The sequence below is a fragment of the Pseudoalteromonas sp. S1609 genome, assembly GCF_005887255.1.
GTDB lineage: Bacteria > Pseudomonadota > Gammaproteobacteria > Enterobacterales > Alteromonadaceae > Pseudoalteromonas.
In genome coordinates, this window is the sequence record NZ_PNDJ01000013.1 from 69,639 (window position 1) to 87,335 (window position 17,697).

At 40.4% G+C, this 17,697-nt stretch carries 14 protein-coding genes; 5 read left to right on the forward strand and 9 right to left on the reverse strand.

Annotated elements, in window-relative coordinates; genetic code table 11:
- Window positions 1-47: 47 nt before the first annotated feature.
- The 3 genes from CWB76_RS04510 to CWB76_RS04520 all read right to left on the reverse strand — a co-directional run bounded on the left by CWB76_RS04510 (window position 48) and on the right by CWB76_RS04520 (window position 2,409).
- On the reverse strand, window positions 48-665 hold the full coding sequence (locus CWB76_RS04510; RefSeq protein ID WP_138605766.1) for a glutathione S-transferase family protein: 618 nt from the start codon (window positions 663-665) through the stop codon (window positions 48-50).
- A gap of 48 nt (window positions 666-713) precedes the next feature.
- Window positions 714-1,742 carry an NADPH-dependent curcumin/dihydrocurcumin reductase gene (gene curA / locus CWB76_RS04515; protein WP_138605768.1) on the reverse strand — a complete coding sequence of 343 codons (1,029 nt, stop codon included), beginning with the start codon at window positions 1,740-1,742 and terminating at the stop codon, window positions 714-716.
- A gap of 160 nt (window positions 1,743-1,902) precedes the next feature.
- Complete coding sequence (locus CWB76_RS04520) at window positions 1,903-2,409, reverse strand: GNAT family N-acetyltransferase (RefSeq protein WP_138605927.1); 507 nt, start codon at window positions 2,407-2,409, stop codon at window positions 1,903-1,905.
- Between the two features lie 151 nt (window positions 2,410-2,560).
- On the opposite strand from CWB76_RS04520, the gene CWB76_RS04525 reads away from it, so the two are divergent.
- Complete coding sequence (locus tag CWB76_RS04525; protein WP_138605770.1) at window positions 2,561-3,766, forward strand: anhydro-N-acetylmuramic acid kinase; 1,206 nt, start codon at window positions 2,561-2,563, stop codon at window positions 3,764-3,766.
- A gap of 36 nt (window positions 3,767-3,802) precedes the next feature.
- On the opposite strand, the gene CWB76_RS04530 is transcribed toward CWB76_RS04525, so the two are convergent.
- The gene (locus CWB76_RS04530) at window positions 3,803-4,288 is read right to left on the reverse strand and encodes a hypothetical protein (protein ID WP_138605771.1); all 486 of its coding nucleotides are present in this window, start codon (window positions 4,286-4,288) and stop codon (window positions 3,803-3,805) included.
- Between the two features lie 501 nt (window positions 4,289-4,789).
- On the opposite strand from CWB76_RS04530, the gene CWB76_RS04535 reads away from it, so the two are divergent.
- Window positions 4,790-6,967 carry a bifunctional diguanylate cyclase/phosphodiesterase gene (locus CWB76_RS04535; RefSeq protein ID WP_249363157.1) on the forward strand — a complete coding sequence of 726 codons (2,178 nt, stop codon included), beginning with the start codon at window positions 4,790-4,792 and terminating at the stop codon, window positions 6,965-6,967.
- Here CWB76_RS04535 and CWB76_RS04540 read toward each other — a convergent pair.
- Genes CWB76_RS04540 through CWB76_RS04555 form a run of 4 tightly spaced genes read right to left on the reverse strand, consistent with a single transcriptional unit; the run spans window position 6,960 to window position 12,759 of the window.
- Window positions 6,960-7,958 carry an L-threonylcarbamoyladenylate synthase gene (locus tag CWB76_RS04540; RefSeq protein ID WP_138605775.1) on the reverse strand — a complete coding sequence of 333 codons (999 nt, stop codon included), beginning with the start codon at window positions 7,956-7,958 and terminating at the stop codon, window positions 6,960-6,962. The two genes, CWB76_RS04535 and CWB76_RS04540, sit on opposite strands and share 8 nt — an antisense overlap.
- An 8-nt stretch (window positions 7,959-7,966) precedes the next feature.
- Complete coding sequence (locus tag CWB76_RS04545; protein WP_138605777.1) at window positions 7,967-8,764, reverse strand: DUF6671 family protein; 798 nt, start codon at window positions 8,762-8,764, stop codon at window positions 7,967-7,969.
- A gap of 3 nt (window positions 8,765-8,767) precedes the next feature.
- A complete protein-coding gene (locus tag CWB76_RS04550) occupies window positions 8,768-11,194 on the reverse strand; it encodes a YbcC family protein (RefSeq protein ID WP_138605779.1) in 2,427 nt (808 codons plus the stop codon).
- Window positions 11,191-12,759 carry an NADH-quinone oxidoreductase subunit L gene (locus tag CWB76_RS04555; protein WP_138605781.1) on the reverse strand — a complete coding sequence of 523 codons (1,569 nt, stop codon included), beginning with the start codon at window positions 12,757-12,759 and terminating at the stop codon, window positions 11,191-11,193. The genes CWB76_RS04550 and CWB76_RS04555 overlap by 4 nt, the downstream gene beginning before the upstream one ends.
- 96 nt (window positions 12,760-12,855) lie before the next feature.
- On the opposite strand from CWB76_RS04555, the gene CWB76_RS04560 reads away from it, so the two are divergent.
- The 3 genes from CWB76_RS04560 to CWB76_RS04570 all read left to right on the forward strand — a co-directional run bounded on the left by CWB76_RS04560 (window position 12,856) and on the right by CWB76_RS04570 (window position 16,331).
- Window positions 12,856-13,734, forward strand: a complete 879-nt coding sequence (locus tag CWB76_RS04560) for a LysR family transcriptional regulator (protein ID WP_138605783.1) — start codon at window positions 12,856-12,858, stop codon at window positions 13,732-13,734.
- 120 nt (window positions 13,735-13,854) lie between these two features.
- A complete protein-coding gene (locus tag CWB76_RS04565; RefSeq protein WP_138605785.1) occupies window positions 13,855-15,810 on the forward strand; it encodes a hypothetical protein in 1,956 nt (651 codons plus the stop codon).
- A 62-nt stretch (window positions 15,811-15,872) separates the two neighbouring features.
- Window positions 15,873-16,331: a TlpA family protein disulfide reductase gene (locus CWB76_RS04570; protein WP_138605787.1), complete on the forward strand. Its 459-nt coding sequence runs from the start codon at window positions 15,873-15,875 to the stop codon at window positions 16,329-16,331.
- A 40-nt stretch (window positions 16,332-16,371) separates the two neighbouring features.
- Here the strand turns inward: CWB76_RS04570 and CWB76_RS04575 are convergent, their stop codons facing one another.
- Window positions 16,372-17,682 (reverse strand): DASH family cryptochrome, encoded by a 1,311-nt coding sequence (locus tag CWB76_RS04575; protein WP_138605789.1) that lies wholly within the window; start codon window positions 17,680-17,682, stop codon window positions 16,372-16,374.
- Window positions 17,683-17,697 lie beyond the last annotated feature (15 nt).

The following is a 17,697-nucleotide window of genomic DNA, read 5'->3' on the forward strand; positions in this document are numbered from 1 at the left end:
AGGTTGTCGCTCTGATTGCGTTAGCCACAATCAAAGCGAACATAAAATTAATCGTATTTAGCTTCAAGCTCGTTGGCAGTATGAAACTTTTCGTGAGATTGTAATTGCTCATCGTATTTAACTAGGTTTTTAAAGTGCCCTAGTTGGCCAGCGTTTTTAACGATTTCAACAATAAACGACATCATAAAATCGGCACCAGTGAGAGTATCGCCCACTAAATAACGTTTGCCTTCAAGGCGGCTGTTAAAGTAGCTAATTACTTTAGCGGTTTCAGCATCGGCATAGCCCTCTAAAAATTGCGTTTTAGCACCATCTTTCTGGACAAACATTTTTAGCAGAAGAGGTAAAATTGCAGAGCTTTCTGCAAAGTGAAGCCATTGTTGATAGTCTACAAATTCTGCAGTACCTGTGGCTGGTGCAAACTTACCTTTGCCATATTTAGTGATCAGGTAATCTGTGATAGCGCCAGACTCGGCGATCACTAAGCCATCATCTTCTATAACTGGCGATTTACCCAGTGGATGCACATTTTTAAGCTCATCAGGGGCTAAAAAAGTTTCAGTATTGCGCTGGTAGGCAACAATTTCGTAATCAACCTCAAGCTCTTCTAATAACCAAATAATACGTTTAGAGCGAGATTTATTTAAATGGTGTAGTTTAATCATTTTCTTCCTTATTGAGCTGTGTTGAATTACAACACAGCCTGAATGTTATTATAGTGGGCTGTTAATCTTTACTACGGTTTTACCAAAGTTCTTCCCGCTGATCATGTCGTTAAATGCGCTGATGGTTTTTTCGAAACCATCTACAAGATGTTCGCGGTATTGAACTTTTCCGTCTTGTAGCCACTTTTGCATGTCTTGTGCAAATTCGTCATAACGATCGCCATAGTCATCAAAAATTATAAAGCCCTGCATTTTAATACGCTTAGTTAACAATTGTCCCATTAGCATACCTAATCTATCTGGGCCTTCAGGCAAGCTGATGGCATTATATTGCGATACCAAACCACAGATAGGCACGCGTGCTGAGGTATTAAGCAAAGGTAATACGGCATCAAACACTTTTCCGCCCACATTTTCATAATAAACATCAATGCCTTGCTCACATGCTTTTTCTAACTGCTCGGCAAAGTCATCCACTTTATGGTCAATACATGCATCAAAGCCTAGATTTTCAACAACATGCGCACATTTTTCGCTGCCTCCGGCAACGCCTACTACTTTACAGCCTTTAATTTTAGCTATTTGACCAACCGTTGCGCCTACTGGGCCTGTAGCTGCTGCAACAACAACGGTTTCACCCGCTTTAGGTGCGCCAATATCTAGTAATCCCATGTAGGCGGTAAAGCCAGGCATACCCATAATACCAAGTGCGTAAGACGGATTAGTTGGCTCTTTACCTAATGACATTAAGCCCTCGCCATTTGAGATAGCGTAAGTTTGCCAGCCTGTATATGCTAATACCCATTCGCCTTCGCTAAACGTATCATTTTTAGATGATTCGACTTGGCAAACCGTTGCACCAACCATTACATCACCAATTTCTACAGGGTCGGCATACGATTTAGCATCGCTCATGCGGCCACGCATATAAGGGTCTAGTGATAAATAAATAGTACGCAGCAATACTTCACCATCTTTTAATGATGGTAACTCTACGTTTTTAAGTTCAAAGTTTTCATTAGTAGGTGCGCCATGTGGGCGTGATGCTAAAGTAAATTGACGACTGGTTGTGGACATAAAAATCTCCATGATAGAGTGAAAAAACGACCTATATACCGAATGTTTAAGCTTTAAAACTATACATTGCTCAACAATAATGCGCGGATAGGTAGAAAAGATTTGTACCTTGATACACGAGCTTTGGGCGAGAGGTGGTTAATTCAACCGTCGAAAGAATTTAATTAGAACAATTACTCTGTTTTAGCACACTAAATACATGGCTATCTAAATAGTGACCATTTTTATAAATTGCTTTCTTTAAAATAGCTTCGTTATTAAAACCATTTTTAAGCAACGCGCTCATTGAGCCAACATTACCTGCAAATACAGCCGCATGAATACGGTTTAAGTTAGTACTTTCAAACACTTCTTTAGTAATTAACTCTATGGCTTGGGTAATAATACCTTGCCCCCAATACTGCTGACTAAGCCAATAACCTATTTCGCCACTGCGGCTATACTCAAATTCACCAGGAATAACACCAATACAACCAACACACAGGCCATCAACTTCAATGGCTTTAATGATGCCAAATTTTGCTCCTTCGTTTACCCACCAGTTTGCATCTGCTTGGGTATAAGGAAATGGAATTTTAGAGGACAAATAGCGAGCTACTTGTTGATCGTTCAAAATGGTGACTATTTGGCAGGTATCGTGTTGTTTAAATGCTCGTAAAGTGATCATGCTACAAATGAGTTTGTTATTATCAGCCAATAACTTAGCAAGCTTTAAACGCTTAAACAATGAAAAACAATTCATTAAAATTAAAGTGTATACAGGTATAACTTTGCTTAAAACTCTTTTAAAATGTAAAAAACACCCAGACAGAGTCTCTATGCATCCTCATATCGAAGCCCTTTATAATAGCGCTAAAAAGCCCAGTCGTTTAATTATTGGTTTAATGAGTGGCACCTCTTTAGATGGTTTAGATGTGGCGCTATGTAAAATAACCGGTGCGGGTTTACATACACAAATAGAGGTTAAAAATTTTACTACGGTTGAATACAGCGACGAGTATAAAACTAAAATAAAGCAGGTATTTGCCAAGCGCGAATGCGATTTAGAAGTGCTGACTTTGTTACACCCTTGGGTGGGAAAACTCCATGGTGCTATGGTTAATCAGTGTTTAATTGCATGGGGTATTGACCCTGCGAGTATTGATGCCATAGCAAGCCACGGGCAAACTATTTATCACTGTCCGCAGTCGCAGCATAACCATCATGACTTTAAACATGGCACCTTGCAAATAGGTGATAGTGACCAAATAGCAGTTACTACAAGCATTACCACTGTTGGCGATTTTAGGCAAAAGCACATAGCCGCAGGGGGCGAAGGCGCACCTTTAGCGGTATATGGCGATTATTTATTTTTTGCCAGCCCTGATGAAAACCGCATTTTATTAAACATGGGTGGCATTGCAAACTTAACGTTTTTACCTAAAAACGGTGATACTAGCAGCGTGTTTAGTAGCGACATAGGCCCAGGTAACACCATTATGGATGCCTACGTACAGTCTTATTTTAAAGGGCTGCATTATGATGAGGGCGCAAAGCTTGCCAAAGCAGGCAAGGTGAATGCAAAACTGCTAAAAGCGCTCAGCGATAATGCGTTTTTTAAATTACCACTGCCAAAAACAACAGGGCCTGAGGTGTTTAATTTAGCCTTATTACGCGCAGCCCAAGCCCAAACCGCAACCCAAGATTTAAGCCATGAAGATGTGTTGGCGACATTAAATGCGCTTTCTGCGACTACGATTGCTAGGGCGTTAAATGACTGTGCTGAAGGGGTTCAAAACTGTGTGGTATATGCCAGTGGTGGAGGTATTCATAATCCATTATTGATGGAGCAATTACTAATACACTGCCCAAATATTAAGGCGTTTAAGAATACTGATGATTTGGGTGTTCACCCTGATGCCAAAGAGGCGGTGCTGTTTGCTATTTTGGCAAACGAATGTTTAGCAGGGCAGCGACAAAGTGCAAAAAATAAAAGGGGTGGAATTTTAGATATTACTATGGGTAAAGTGAGCTTTGCTGATTAACTAATTAAAGCTTAATGGAAAAGTTTATAACAAGAGCTAAAAAAGTGAGATTAAAGCTGTTCCCACACTGGCAAGGTACTGACGAACGCGATGAGGCTTTGGCGGCGTAATCGTATTTATTGGTACAGTATATCCATTACCAAATTGGTTAATGTGCATATCAAATTGCAAGCTATTTTTTAACGTACCGTGTTTACCATGCAAAATCATTTGCATTACAAAACCACGACGGTGCGCTATTTGACTTAACCTAAGCGTGACTCGTCCTTGCTCTAAATCAAGTTGGCTGAGCTTTTTTTCTGTGTAGTACTGAGCTTCACGTGCGTTTAGCAACGTTGCGCTAAGTGAAATAATATCACCTTCATGGGCAGCCTCAGGCAAAACGCATTGCAAAGCAATTTGATGCTGGCTATTGGCCTGCTGTGACAGCGTTTCAAATTCCATGCTGTGGCTCAGTGCCGCAGAGATAGGATCTTCAAATGACGGTAGTGCAAAGGTTAATTGCACCATGGATTCACTCATGGGGGCTTATAAAACTATATTGACTAATAATGCAGCTATTATCGCTGATGATTGTTGCATAATTATGACTAAGCTAAAGCGCTTAATACAAATGCTAGTTTTAATTGTAATTTTGAACTAAAGGTATTGTTTTAAATCAGTATTATATTTACGGAATAAATTATAATAGCCGCTCAATAACCACTGCGATAAACGTATATACAATTTAAGAATGGATTAACGTCTTACCTCAGCGATAAAAAACAATACTCTTACTGAATTTTTTGTTAATTGCGCCAGTTTTTTATTGTTAAATAATGGGTGCTTTTTTGTGTTTGTTTCAATTTTGCAACAAAATAGCTTGAAAAAAAACCAAGCTAGCCATAAAGTGCAGTTAAGGGCCCAAATACATAACACACTACCAAAAGGGTTGTGAGAAATTAGATGGCACTAATAAAAAATAATTTATGGAAACTCTTTTGTTTTTTGCTATTAGGCGGTCTAGTCCTATTAAGCGTTTTGTTGGCTTATGAATGGCGAAATATCGAAAAAGAATACCGCACAAGCTCCCAAAATCGTGTGGAGTTTTCTGCGCAAGCACTTAAAAGCACCCTCAGAAATAAAGAGCTTATGCTGGATCTAATTGGCAGAGATATTCTTTCAAACAATAATTTACCCGAGAAAACATCAACAATAAAACTCCTCGATAATATTTTACTAGAAAACCCTGTGTTATTAGGCTTTGGACTGTTTAATCCCCAAGGGGAAATTATTTACTACAGTTCAAATTTAAATGCCTCAACAATGATCAACCTTAAGAAAAATGAAAAAACCCGCCAAAGTTTTGCACAAACTCTTAGTTCAGACAAAATGGTGGTAGGGCAAACTTATTTTAATCAGTCGTTACATGAATGGGTTATTCCAATAAGGAAGTCATTACGCGACAAAAGTGGCTCTGTGATTGCTGTAATGACTGCAGGATTGGCTGTATCAAGAGGCGCTAAGTACCTCAATATTTTGCAAAGTAATAGTGACGATTACATTATCATAGCAAGAGAGATTGATGGTTTTATTCAATACACTTCCGTAAAAGATGCAGACATAGCTAGCTATACAAAAACCAAAATTAAGCAGGCGTTAGGGTTATCTGATAATTCTTTGATAAAGCAAACGGGCAAGGATAAAGAAATATTTAAATCCTCAGAAGAGGTGTTTAGTATTGATACACATATAGGAGATAAACCTTATATCACATCTGCAAAATTTGATAATCGCTATCAGTTATGGACACTCTCAAACAGAGCGATGCAGCCAATAAAAAGTGTATTTTATTGGAAGGTCTGTTGGTATTCCTTCATTTATTTACTGATTTGTACGCTCTTATATTTTGGTTTTAGGTTTATTGCTCGTGCTGAGCAAAAACGGATTGATGAGCTGTTTTATCTTTCTCGTAATGATGATTTAACTAAGTTACCTAATCGAAAAGCACTGCGTGATAGTTTTGAAGCGAAAAAAGAGACATCGTTTAGCTTAGCAATTATAAACATTACCAATTTACGTTCGATGAATAATCGCTTCGGTATGGAGTACAGTGATAAGGCAATTAAAACCTATGCTGCAATGTTGCAAGCGACATTTGCAGCTCCATATTTGGTTTTTAGAAACAGTGGCAATGAATTTTGCATTATTACACCGCATTTATTGGATGAACAAAACAGGCATGTGTTTGAACAAAGCCTAGAGTCCAGCATTCAACATTACGAAGTTAATAACTCTGAACGTCTTTTAAATATTAGTGTCGGTGTGGCCAACTACCCAGAGCATGGCACAACCAAAAGTAAACTAGTGCGCAGCGCACATTTGGCTAATCAATGGGCAAAAGATACAGGACAGTGGCTGTGCCATTACCATGCAGGTATAAAACAAGCTTATTTACGCCGTTTAAAAGTAGAAGAGCGGTTAAATGTAGCGCTAAGTGAGCAATCATTCTCTATAGCCTATCAGTGCCAAGTAAATGAACAGGGTAAAATTCATGCTATGGAAGCACTAATTCGTTGGCATGATAGCGAGTTGGGTATGGTTTCACCTGCTGAGTTTATTGCTATTGCGGAGCAAAGTGATTTAATTTTTAAAATCGGTGACTTTGTTTTGTCGCGCTCTATTAGTGAATTTGCAACGATGCAACAACATAACGATACGCCTCTTGAACTAGCAATCAACATTTCTGTGATGCAATTTCAAAGCAGTGCTTTTATTCCTAAATTATTGCAAAGTATAGAGGCGTACAATGTTGCTCCGCGCAGTATCATTTTAGAAATTACAGAGTCACTGTTTATGGATAACCTTGAACATGTGATTGAAACTATACTGAGCTTAAAATCGCGTGGAATACGTTTCTCGATGGATGATTTTGGTACAGGCTATTCATCACTGAGTTTATTAAGACGCCTGCCCATAGATGAACTTAAAATAGATAAAAGCTTTGTAGATGATATTTTAATAGATCCTAAGTCTATCAGCATGGTGCAAAGTATTATTGCCATTGCCAACAGCCATAACATAAGCGTTATCGCTGAAGGCGTGGAAGAGCAGGCACAATTTGATATGTTAGTGGATATTGGCTGTAAACGTTTTCAGGGGTATTACTTTTACAAACCTGTGAACGCGACCTCTGTAATTGAATACCTGCAAGCTAACTAGTAGCCGCGCGACTAAGGCGATCATTCACTGCAGCCCACTCACTGATTACTGGCGGCTTTTCGATATAAATATTCAATGGGGTCGTATCATCAATAAGATGCAGTGCTTTATACATATTTTTAGCGTATTCAATAGGGCAACTACTGAGCTTAGTAATACGTTCTGATGGAATGTCGCCCGCTAATAATTGCTGTTGCACTTGAGTCGAATAGATTAAATAGTGACTTTTACCCTGAGAGTTTTCACTCAAAATTTTAGCGAAATCTTCAGTATTAGCCAACATGGCTGGTGCATGAGGCTGATAATGCGCTTTTGCATTACCCGGCACCACTTCGTTATGTGAATGTGGCGTGCTGACATGCAGTCCAGTTTTTTGCAAAATATCAGATGCTGAAATTGGTCCTGGGCGTAATATGCGTAACTGCTCTGAGCTGGCATCGACAATAGTCGATTCAATACCTACATTGCATTCGCCTCCTTGTAATACCGCACTAATACGACCATTCAAATCGCGCATAACATGAGCTGCGTTGATTGGGCTCAACTGCTTGTATCGATTAGCCGAGGGAGCTGCAAGACCAGTATTTAATTGTTTTAGTACCGCTAAAAACTCAGGATGCGCAGGCACGCGAAGTCCAATGGTTGGCAAACCACCTGTTACCGGGCTGTTTAAATCATCTTTAGCATTTAAAATTAGGGTGAGTGGGCCAGGCCAAAATGCATCAGCAAGCGCGATGGCCGCCTTATTTACATTTTTTGCCCAGTGGTGCACATGTGATTGATTGGGAATATGCACAATGAGCGGGTGATTTGTTGGACGTCCTTTCGCTGCAAATATTTTCGCTACAGCATCACTATTAGTCGCATCTGCGGCTAAGCCATATACGGTTTCTGTGGGTAAAGCGACGCATTCGCCAGCTTTTAATAGTGCTACGGCTTGGTTAATACGCTCTTCAGTATTTAATAATTGAGTCGGTTGTATTGATGTCATAATAACTCTTAAGGATTACAAAACTGGCAATATGTTGCATCGGCAACGTGTTTTTCATTCGCTTCAATATGGTTATAGCCGCAGCTATCACACAAAGAGGTTGTTGATTTTACTTGTTGTGTGGGCATGTTACACAGCTCACAGGGCAAGCCTTTAGTGAGTTGTTTGGCAACAAAGTTAGCACACTGGCATTGTGGACATTTTGATGCCAACCGCCTTGCTAAGTCCTCTGCAGCGAGGCGAATAATAGCTTGGCGTTGCCCACTATACATAGCTCTTAAATCAGGCGTGATTATGCCGGCTTTGGGCACTTTTTCTTTAAATAAAGCAACCAAGCCTTCAAAGCTTAGCCCTTTAAAAAGTGTTTGAGTGTCATCAAGTATCCAGTGCTGCTCTTTAAAGCGCTGGCATGCGACCGTGATTGATTCAACATTAGTCTCGCTGTTAATGGTTAAGCTGCTGGGTGAAAATGGCCCGCCTGCATGTCCATAAATAGCGATGTCTGTGCGTTTATCGTAAAAACAAATTACTTCTTCATCCCAGTTCATTAACCCAGGGTATGGGCCACCTCCAAAGCTGCCTTCACTACCAAGCCCATATTGCTCGCCAGTGAGTTCACACGCTTGTTGAGCTTTTATTAGTGCCGCTATTTGGGCACTGCAATCACGCTGCACTTCATTAGTAAACATCCCAAGCGTATCGGTATCAAATAGACTGGTTGTTACCACATTATAGCCAAGTGGCTTCAATGCGGGTGCGATCAAAGGTGCCTTTTTATGTTTAGTGGCAATGACGGCGTTTAACATTGATCATGCTCGCTCTGTGGAGGGGGCAACTGTAGTGAAGTACCCGTTTTCAAAGCGCTCTAAGGTGTTGTCATCGCCCCAACGAATGAGTGTTAGCCAGTGGTTATCAATTAGTTCCTTCACCATCGTATGCTTGTTATAAATTGCTGCGATTGCTGATTTTGGCGCAGCAATATATACATTAAGGCGAATAGGTTCGTGCATCCATTTATCGCCATTGTGTAGCGATTGCATGGCCAAGCCTATGCGCAGGTCGCCGCCATTACCTTCAAATAAGCCTATGTTACCGCCCACCGCATTATGAAGTATTTTATTACCACTGCCGTATTTGTGATTGTCGTTAACCGAGGCATTATATTGGCTATTGATCCAATGGGTGACTATCATAGGCGCAGTCATAATAAGCTCTAATATTGCAAAGTCGTTATCGCTTTCCCACTCATAATCGTGTAAGAAACAGCGTCCCTGTAAGTTAATATTTCGCGTCCATGCGCGCGGCGCGACAATAAAGGCGGCATTATTTGCAAGCCCCCATTCAGGACGTACCTGCGACCAATCGCGGGCACGTTGATGATAAGCGTGATTAATTTTATCCGCTGATTTATCAATCAGCTTTGGCTCTATATTAACTAAGCGTTCGCGCTGAGCTGTTTGTGTTGCCACACTGAGCCATTTTTTTAGATTATCATCCAGTTGAGCATCATAGGTGGTGATCACATCTGTGGTTGTATTATGAATGGCTGCAATAAACTGGGTGTTTTCTGACAGTGTGAGTCCCCGAGATTTAAGCGCTTGACGTACTTGAATATCGTTAAGTAGGCTTGCGAGTACTCGCACATTCACTTCACCACTTTGCCCGCCACAGGCGCCGCAATCTAGGCCAGCACTGTGTAAGTTATTGGTTGTATGGCTAGCATGACCCACTAACATTACCTGTGGTGCCAACGCTTTTATACCTAAAGTAGTAAGCACTTTTTGGGCTAAATCGGTTTTGTCTTTTAGGGTAAGTTGCTGCTGGTTTTGTGTTAATTGCCAGTCAGTTGGGGTGCACTTTTTAGCATCGCCTTTAGATAAAAAGGTATTTTTTATTAGTTTAAATGCGTATAGCCAACCTGCTGACTCAACCATAGAAAACGATGAAGGGGCCGATTTTGACCAGCTTTGCCATGTGGCACTATTTTGGCGTGATGCTTCAAGTGTCGCGTCTTTGTGAGTTTGCGTGGCATGTATAGCCGGTTTAAGTAGCCCAGGGAGCTGTGGGCGAGTAATAGCACTGCCATTTTCTTGATATTCCAGCGGTAAACCAAAAAAACCTGCAAAGCCAAACGTTTCAATATGTTGACTTTGAGACTCTAGCGCACGGCGAATCACTTCCGAGCGAACATCAATACAAAACACTGCTTGTAATTGAGCGTTTGTCACGGGGGCTTTTGTCGCGGTTTGCAGAGCCTCATTAAGCGGATATTGAAAGCTGAGTTCCATTGCTTTTGCCCACACCCATAATGGCTTTTGTGCTAATTTATGTGCATGTAAGCGCTCAACAACAAGCGCCTTTTCTTGTTGCCACTGGCTTTGCAGTTGTTTAAATGTAGCACTATCGTGATTGGCTAGGTACTGCCAAATCACTAAGTCCCATGCCATGCGCATGGCCAGAAGTTGCTTCATCTCATCTGTTGGGGTGTCGTAAAGCTGACCTTGAAAACGTAAATACGCAAGCCACGATGCCCAACCGTTAATATCTAAGAGCAATGAGTGCGCGTATAACTCTAACGAGTCATTATCTATGTTAAGCGTTTTAAGAGTCAGTGCAATTAGTTCATCAGCGGATGTGGGTAATTGCTTAAAATAGCCATTTAAATGCCGTTCATCCATAACAATGCTAATGCCTTTATCAGCTTGAATAACAGTAAGCCAATGGCGATATAATTCAGATGGGGCTTGAGTATCATTACGATGCAGCATAGGGCCGAGTTGTTGATAATGTGCAGCACAAAACTGACTCAACTGATGAGTAATTTCATCATGCCAAGCCATTTTATGCTTATTACGTTGTTGGTCGAGTAAATCAGCAATGTTGTGCCAGTCTACTAATGGCACATCAACTCTAAGCGCTTGTAATAGTTGCTCTTTATTAAAGTCACTATTAAGTAGCGTTGCGGCATCGGCTAAGTGTTTGTCGGTAATCATGCCAGCATTATATTTTTGTAGATAAAAATCCTTAGACATTAGCATGTTGGCATTACATAAGGTATCCAGTCGTGCGCTTACATCTTCAATTGGCATATGGCGCATTTCCCAAAATGGGTTAACTGCAATCATCTGATCTAACGGCCAGTTTGGTGCTATGTAACCGCATACTTTATTAAGTAGGCTATTTTGACTGTCGCTTAGCGAGAGTGCTCTATTATCTGAAGGCGTTAGAGTGCTCATTTTGATTCCTCAATAGTGATCCCAGCGGCATGATTTTTTAAATCAGTGTGGCCATTATTAGGCAAATTTATCGGCCATATTTTTAGTGTTAATCGTGTAAACCACTCATCTAAATACAAGCCTGCAAATAATAAAGTAGATAATGATTTAACCTGAGGTCGCCAAGACTGATAGCGCAAATAGTAGCTTGCTATCATTAAGGTTAAAATAAGGGCTATTACCCAACTGTCAGCTAGGCTAAATGCAGGTTCGCGCCACTGCTCAAGGGGAAGTGCAAACGCAAAGATATTTTTAGCCGCTACATAGCTAAAGACCACTAATAGTGCAATTAACAGTTTTTTACTGCGTGTTTTAGCCGTAGCTGTACCATGCTGATTTGCAAGCAAAATGGTTAACGCTGATGCTAAAAGCAACCAAATACTTACCGCTCCCTGATAAGAGCTGATAAACCATGCTGCACCAACGATTATTATTGAAATAAGCGCACCGGCTAACCAGTCAAAGCATACTGGTGATTGTTTTGGCATATGGCGACGGATCAGATCTTCATTTACGCCGTTACCTGAGTTTAAAAATGCGAAAGCTTTATAAGTTGAGTGGGTAACAAGGTGAAGTAAAGCCAGCTCAAATAACCCCAGCGCACACTCTACCAGCATTAACCCCATTTGCGCACTGGTAGACCAGGCAAGCCGAACTTTAACGCTTATTCGAGTGGTCATTATTAATGCGCTGATCACCGTAGTTAAACCTGCAACAATTAAAATTAACCATTGGGCTGCGCTAGCTTGAATAAACAAAGGAGCAAATAAAATTAATAAAAAGCCACCTAAATTAATGACTCCCGCATGTAATAACGCGCTCACCGGTGTCGGTACTTCAACCACTTTAATTAGCCAACCGTGTATTGGAAGTTGAGCACATTTTATTAAGGCTGCACAGGCAATTAAAAAAGCGGCAACTTGCTCTGCAAAAGACAGTGGTTGTGTGGTGGTGTGATAAAAGGCGGTTATATCACTTATGTACAGGCTATTGTGAGTGAACCACAAAATACCAAATGCAATTAGTAATAAGGATTCGGCAACACGTGCCACAATAAATTTTTTATGGGCGGCAAGCACCGCTCGTGGGCGCTCAGGGTAAAACATTAAAAGTTTATGTAGTGCTAAACTTATCGCCACCCAACCTAGCCAAAATAGCGCTAAGTGGTTGCTCATAACCACAACTAATACGGCTGTGATGGTTAGTAATAGCCATCGCCAAAAGTAGTTTACGCGTGGCTCACCTTGCATATAGTGCCTACAAAAGCGAATCAATATCAGCGTGATAAATAATATAAGCCCCAGCATAATAATTCGGGTCATGGTCAGCGATAAGAAACTGAGTAAATCAAAAGCATAAATTTGATGAAGCGTAATAGCTGTTATAAATGCAAGGCTATTAAACAGCATTACTTTAAACAGTACATGACCATTTGAAGCGCGCGATCGTTGGCCAATTAACCAGGCTGCTATAAATGTGCTTAAAGGCATTATTAGCAGTAACAACGAAATAATATACTCACTCATTCAGTGCTCCTTATTTAGTGAGCAAAGTATGGCAAACTAGATAACTAAATAAAAATAGATATAATGCATGTAAACGTTCTATAAAAGAGAACAATAATGAGCCGTTTAAATTATCATCATTTATATTATTTTTGGTCGGTTGCTCGCATTGGTAACTTAACCCAAGCGGCGAAAGAGCTGCATTTGTCGCAGTCAGCGCTCTCTACGCAAATAAAACAATTAGAACACACCATTAATATTGAGTTATTTGAACGTAAAGGCCGCACACTCGCATTAACCGATATGGGAAAGCGGGTGCAAATGTACGCCAACGATATATTCACCAAAGGGGAGGAACTGTCTTCTTTTATTCATAAAGGGGTGATTTCGCAAACCCAGCATTTATCAATCGGAGTGCTCAATACGCTCTCTCGTAACTTTATCGAAGAGTTTATTAATCCCTTAATGAGCAATAACGAAGTTCGCTTTACGCTGACTGCAGGGCGTATGGATGGGCTGTTAAATGGCTTGGCAGAACACGAACTGGATTTAGTTTTAACTAATAAACCCATCGGATTTGAGCACTACGATCAGCTTTGGCAAAGTCAGTTGGTATCTCGTCAGCCATTAGCTATAGTGGGTCCAGCTGATAAAAAAATACGTGGCCAATTTCCAACAGGTTACACGGATGCACAGTGGGTGTTACCCGCTAAAACTTCTGCTATTAGAGACTCATTTAATGCTTTGTGTGCTCGTTGGCAGTATCAGCCAAAAATAAAAGCAGAGGCTGATGATATGGCTATGCTGCGATTACTTGCCCGTGATAGTGGTGCGTTATCGGTATTGCCATCAGTTGTAGTAAAGGATGAAATAGAACAAGGCCTACTAGTTGAATATCAGCGTTTACCCGATGCGTTTGAGCACTTCTATGCCATTACCGCGCAGCGCAAGTTTGTATCAGACATATTAAAGTCGCTGCTTGCCAAAACCTGCTAATTACTTTTAAAGTATGTTTTTTGCGTAAATACTTTATTTTTAAATAATAAAAAAATAATTAAAGCTTTTAATTCGTTGGCCGATACCGTATTTATATTGTACTGCAGATTAAGGATAATCATGGTTAATAAACTACAAGGCAATTATGCTAACTTAAATGCGTTGCTTGCCCAATCGGTCAATAATTCAAACCAAACCAGTATGCCCACAGGTTTGCAATCGCGTGCTCACTTAGCGCCAAGTTCGGCAACAATCACTGATGAAATGCTTAGTCAGTTTAGTGACCAACAAGTCGATGAAATACTTAATCAGCAATTATCCTCGTTACTCACGATTTCCAGCGCACCCAGTGGCTCAAATTATAAGCTCTCTAGTGAAGAGGTTGCACTACGTACGGTAATAAGCTCTCAGCAAGAGGGCTTATTAAAAAACGAACGTAGCGATCAGTTAATTGAGCGCTTAAATTCTTCGGTAAAAAATATCCAAGGTGCTTATGCCAACACTAGCGATATTTTATCAAACTTGGGGCAACTGGGATTTAATCAAAAAACATTTTTAGCATCTAGCCAACAGCGTGTTGAGCGCTCACTTAATCCTTTCATGGAAAGCTTTAATCGCGAGCGATTTGAAGACGATGATAACTATGGGTTTGAGCTTTCGGTAAAAACCAAAGAAGGTGATGTTATCAATATCGCCTTTCATTCTGCGCAAGGTTATGATGAGGAAACAGGCGAAACCACTGACGAATTTAGCATAAGTTATGAAGTAGATGGCGACTTATCTGAGACTGAACACCAAGCATTAACGCAAGTACTTTCTGGTGTTGGTGAAATGGCGGATGAATTTTTTAAGGCTAAACAAAGCGCTTACAGCCGTTACGTACCCGCAAACCAAGCTGATTTAGATTTAAGCTTTCTAAGCAATTTTGATAACAAAGAACTTTCGGGTTTTGATTTGTACTTTTCAACGTCAGAGGGAAATACTGGCGATGCTGATGGAGCGCTCCTTGGAATAGATAATGAGCTTAATTTAAGTTATACCCTTGATGAGGATTCTGAGCAGCAAATACTGGAGTTTGAATCGGTAAACGGACAAAACAATATTGATTTTTCGCTTGATATGTCAACCATTGGCGCTCAAGACAAAAGCCAAATGCAACAATACATAAAAGCGCTCGATAAAAGCTTAGAAGATAGCCAGCTCAATAGCTCTGAGAAAAGTACACGTTCGGCGTTTGGCCAAAAAAGTGATGAAGTAATGAAACAAGGGTTGGCTGTATTTAAAAGTGCGTTTAGTAGTATGTCATCAGCCGCTGAGCGCTACAGTGAAATTGAGTCGGTTGCTACAAAGCAGTTTACTAATGGACGCGAGCTTGTCGCTAATTTAGTTGACAACATGATCACCAAAGATCCACGCTACCAAGGACTAGGAAGTAGTAATAAAAATTCCTTAGGCGATGGTATTTCTAAGTTAGCTGATTTTGATGCAAAATTCTCTTTTGCAATGGATCAGGGGGATTACATAGCAACAAGCACCACAAAGCTGAGTCAAAATACAGAACACCAAAAATCAGCAGGGTTAACTGGGGTTACTCAAGATAAAACGGCGAGCACGCGTTTTAATTATGAAGAAGGTAACCGCTCTGACATCCCTCCTGATTATTATGACAAACAAGAAAATTACACTATTGGTACCGCTGTAAAAAATAACGAATTGGTTGCCCTTGATCAGGCTCATGAGGTGGATGTAGATAAAAAAGTGTATCAGTTTAATCCCGAAATATCTCAATACGAGCTAAAAAAAGAATTGAAAGAAACCACCACCAGTGAGAGTAATATTCGTCTTATTAATGATATTTGGCTCGAGAAAAATGAAGATAGTCATAGTATGGATGAAAGAAAACGACTCAGTGGTGTGGGGGCGTCGAACGAGTTTAGAACAACATCGAGTTATTCACATACGCAATTAGTAACGTTAATCGGTGATTTAGATAAATTAGAACAAAACAAAGAAGCCAAACGTGAGTACTTAGCCGTTTTATCACAAGTGGATGATTTTATGGATAAAAGCAAGTAACTTTTATTTACTTAAGCTCGATTGTGGGTATAGTAACTAAAACACTATTTAAGTATAAGATTATGTTTAAACAATTAATTTTACTTTTAATGTTGAGTTTACCACTGGCAGTGAATGCAACGCTCAAACCACACTCGGACGCTATGACTGCTAAGCGTTTATTAAGCGAGCACGATAAATTTGCTAAGCAATACCAAACATTTTCGCCCACACCGCAAGACGTTGTATTGATGCAAAAATTAGCAGGTAAAGAGGTGTTAGTGCTTTTAGGCACGTGGTGTCATGACAGTGCCCGTGAAGTCCCCCGATTAATAAAGTTACTCGATGAGTCTAAGGTTAAACTTTCGAAAATAACCTTTGTTACAGTCGGTTATGACAAACGTGATGAGGCAGGTATTGCCCTGGCGCATGACTTACAATATACCCCCACTTTTATTATTAAGCATAACGGGGTTGAAGTTAACCGCGTAGTAGAAAAACCCAGCGGCACTCTCGCCCAAGATTTAACCTTGGGCTTATAACGAGAGTCAGCTAGCCAGTATTATGTTTGAGGTTTTATTTTTACACTGGCCAATCAGCGGCGTCTAAGTCATCTAATTGTGCATCGCAGTGCTCATTTCCTTGCCACTTAGCAATGTATTCACCGTGCGGATCATATTGCTGGGTTTGTTTTTGCAAATTAAAGTGACGTCCGCCGCGCGGATCGACCCCAACTCCAGCAATATATTGCCAATTACCCCAATTCGACGCCACATCGTAATCGATTAACTGTTGCTCAAAGTAAGCCGCACCATAGCGCCAGTCTAGTTGTAGTTCGTTTACTAAACAACTAGCAACGATTTGTCTTGAGCGATTGCTAATAAAGCCTGTTGCATTTAGCTCTTTCATAATGGCATTAACTAACGGGTAAGGTGTACTGCCTTGGCACCATTTAGCAAAACGATTCGGGCTAAACGTGGTAAGTGGCGAGCTTTGTTTCTTACCTTTAAAGGTAAATAACTGATGCTTAACATTAATTGCATGCCACTTGAAATACTCACGCCAGAGCAATTCAAACTTGATCCAGTAAGTTGACTCGTTTGCTCCATACTGCGCTTCATAAGCATCTACAGCACAAAAAACTTGCTTGGCACTAATACAGCCAAAAGCCAGCCAACTACTAAATTTTGTTGAGTTATCAAAGCCATCCAGCTCATTGCGAGTGATTTTATAGCTACTCGGTAAAGCCGATGAAAAGTACTGCTGGCAGTGCTCAAGCGCAGCCTGATGCCCACCAAGTAATTGTGTATTCCCTGTTGCTGGCTTTTCTATCGGTTGTTTTGCGCAAAGTATAATAGGTGGAGGCAATCTTGCCGCTGAAAATGTATGTGTGGCTAAACTAATTTCTGCCGCTTCGATCTTTTTTCTAAAAGGTGTAAAGCCGGTTGGTAAATTAGCTAGTTCAAAGGGCAGTTGCTGTTGTTGATATAAAGTATCTTGCATCACAGATTTAAATACCACAGTCGTGCATTTTGACTTAAGAGCACTCATTTGGCGCTGTTCATATACACCTATTTGCTGGCTATATACAACTTCGTCAATGCTAAGCTCATTAATACGCTGTGTTAATACCTCAACTGGATCGCCTTCAATAATATGTAAGGTTTGGCCAAGCTCTAAAATAGACTCCTGTAGCTCATATAGGCTTTGCATTAAAAAGCGTTGTTTGTGGACACCATAGGGTTTTTGTTGATAGTTATTGCTTTTAAACCAAGCAGGGTTAATCACAAAGACCAGGTCCAACTCACATTGTTGTTGTGATAAATCATTGAGTATGGGGTTGTCGTCAATGCGCAAGTCATTTTGCAGCCAATACAGAATACGCTTTTTCATACTTATGCTCTGGTT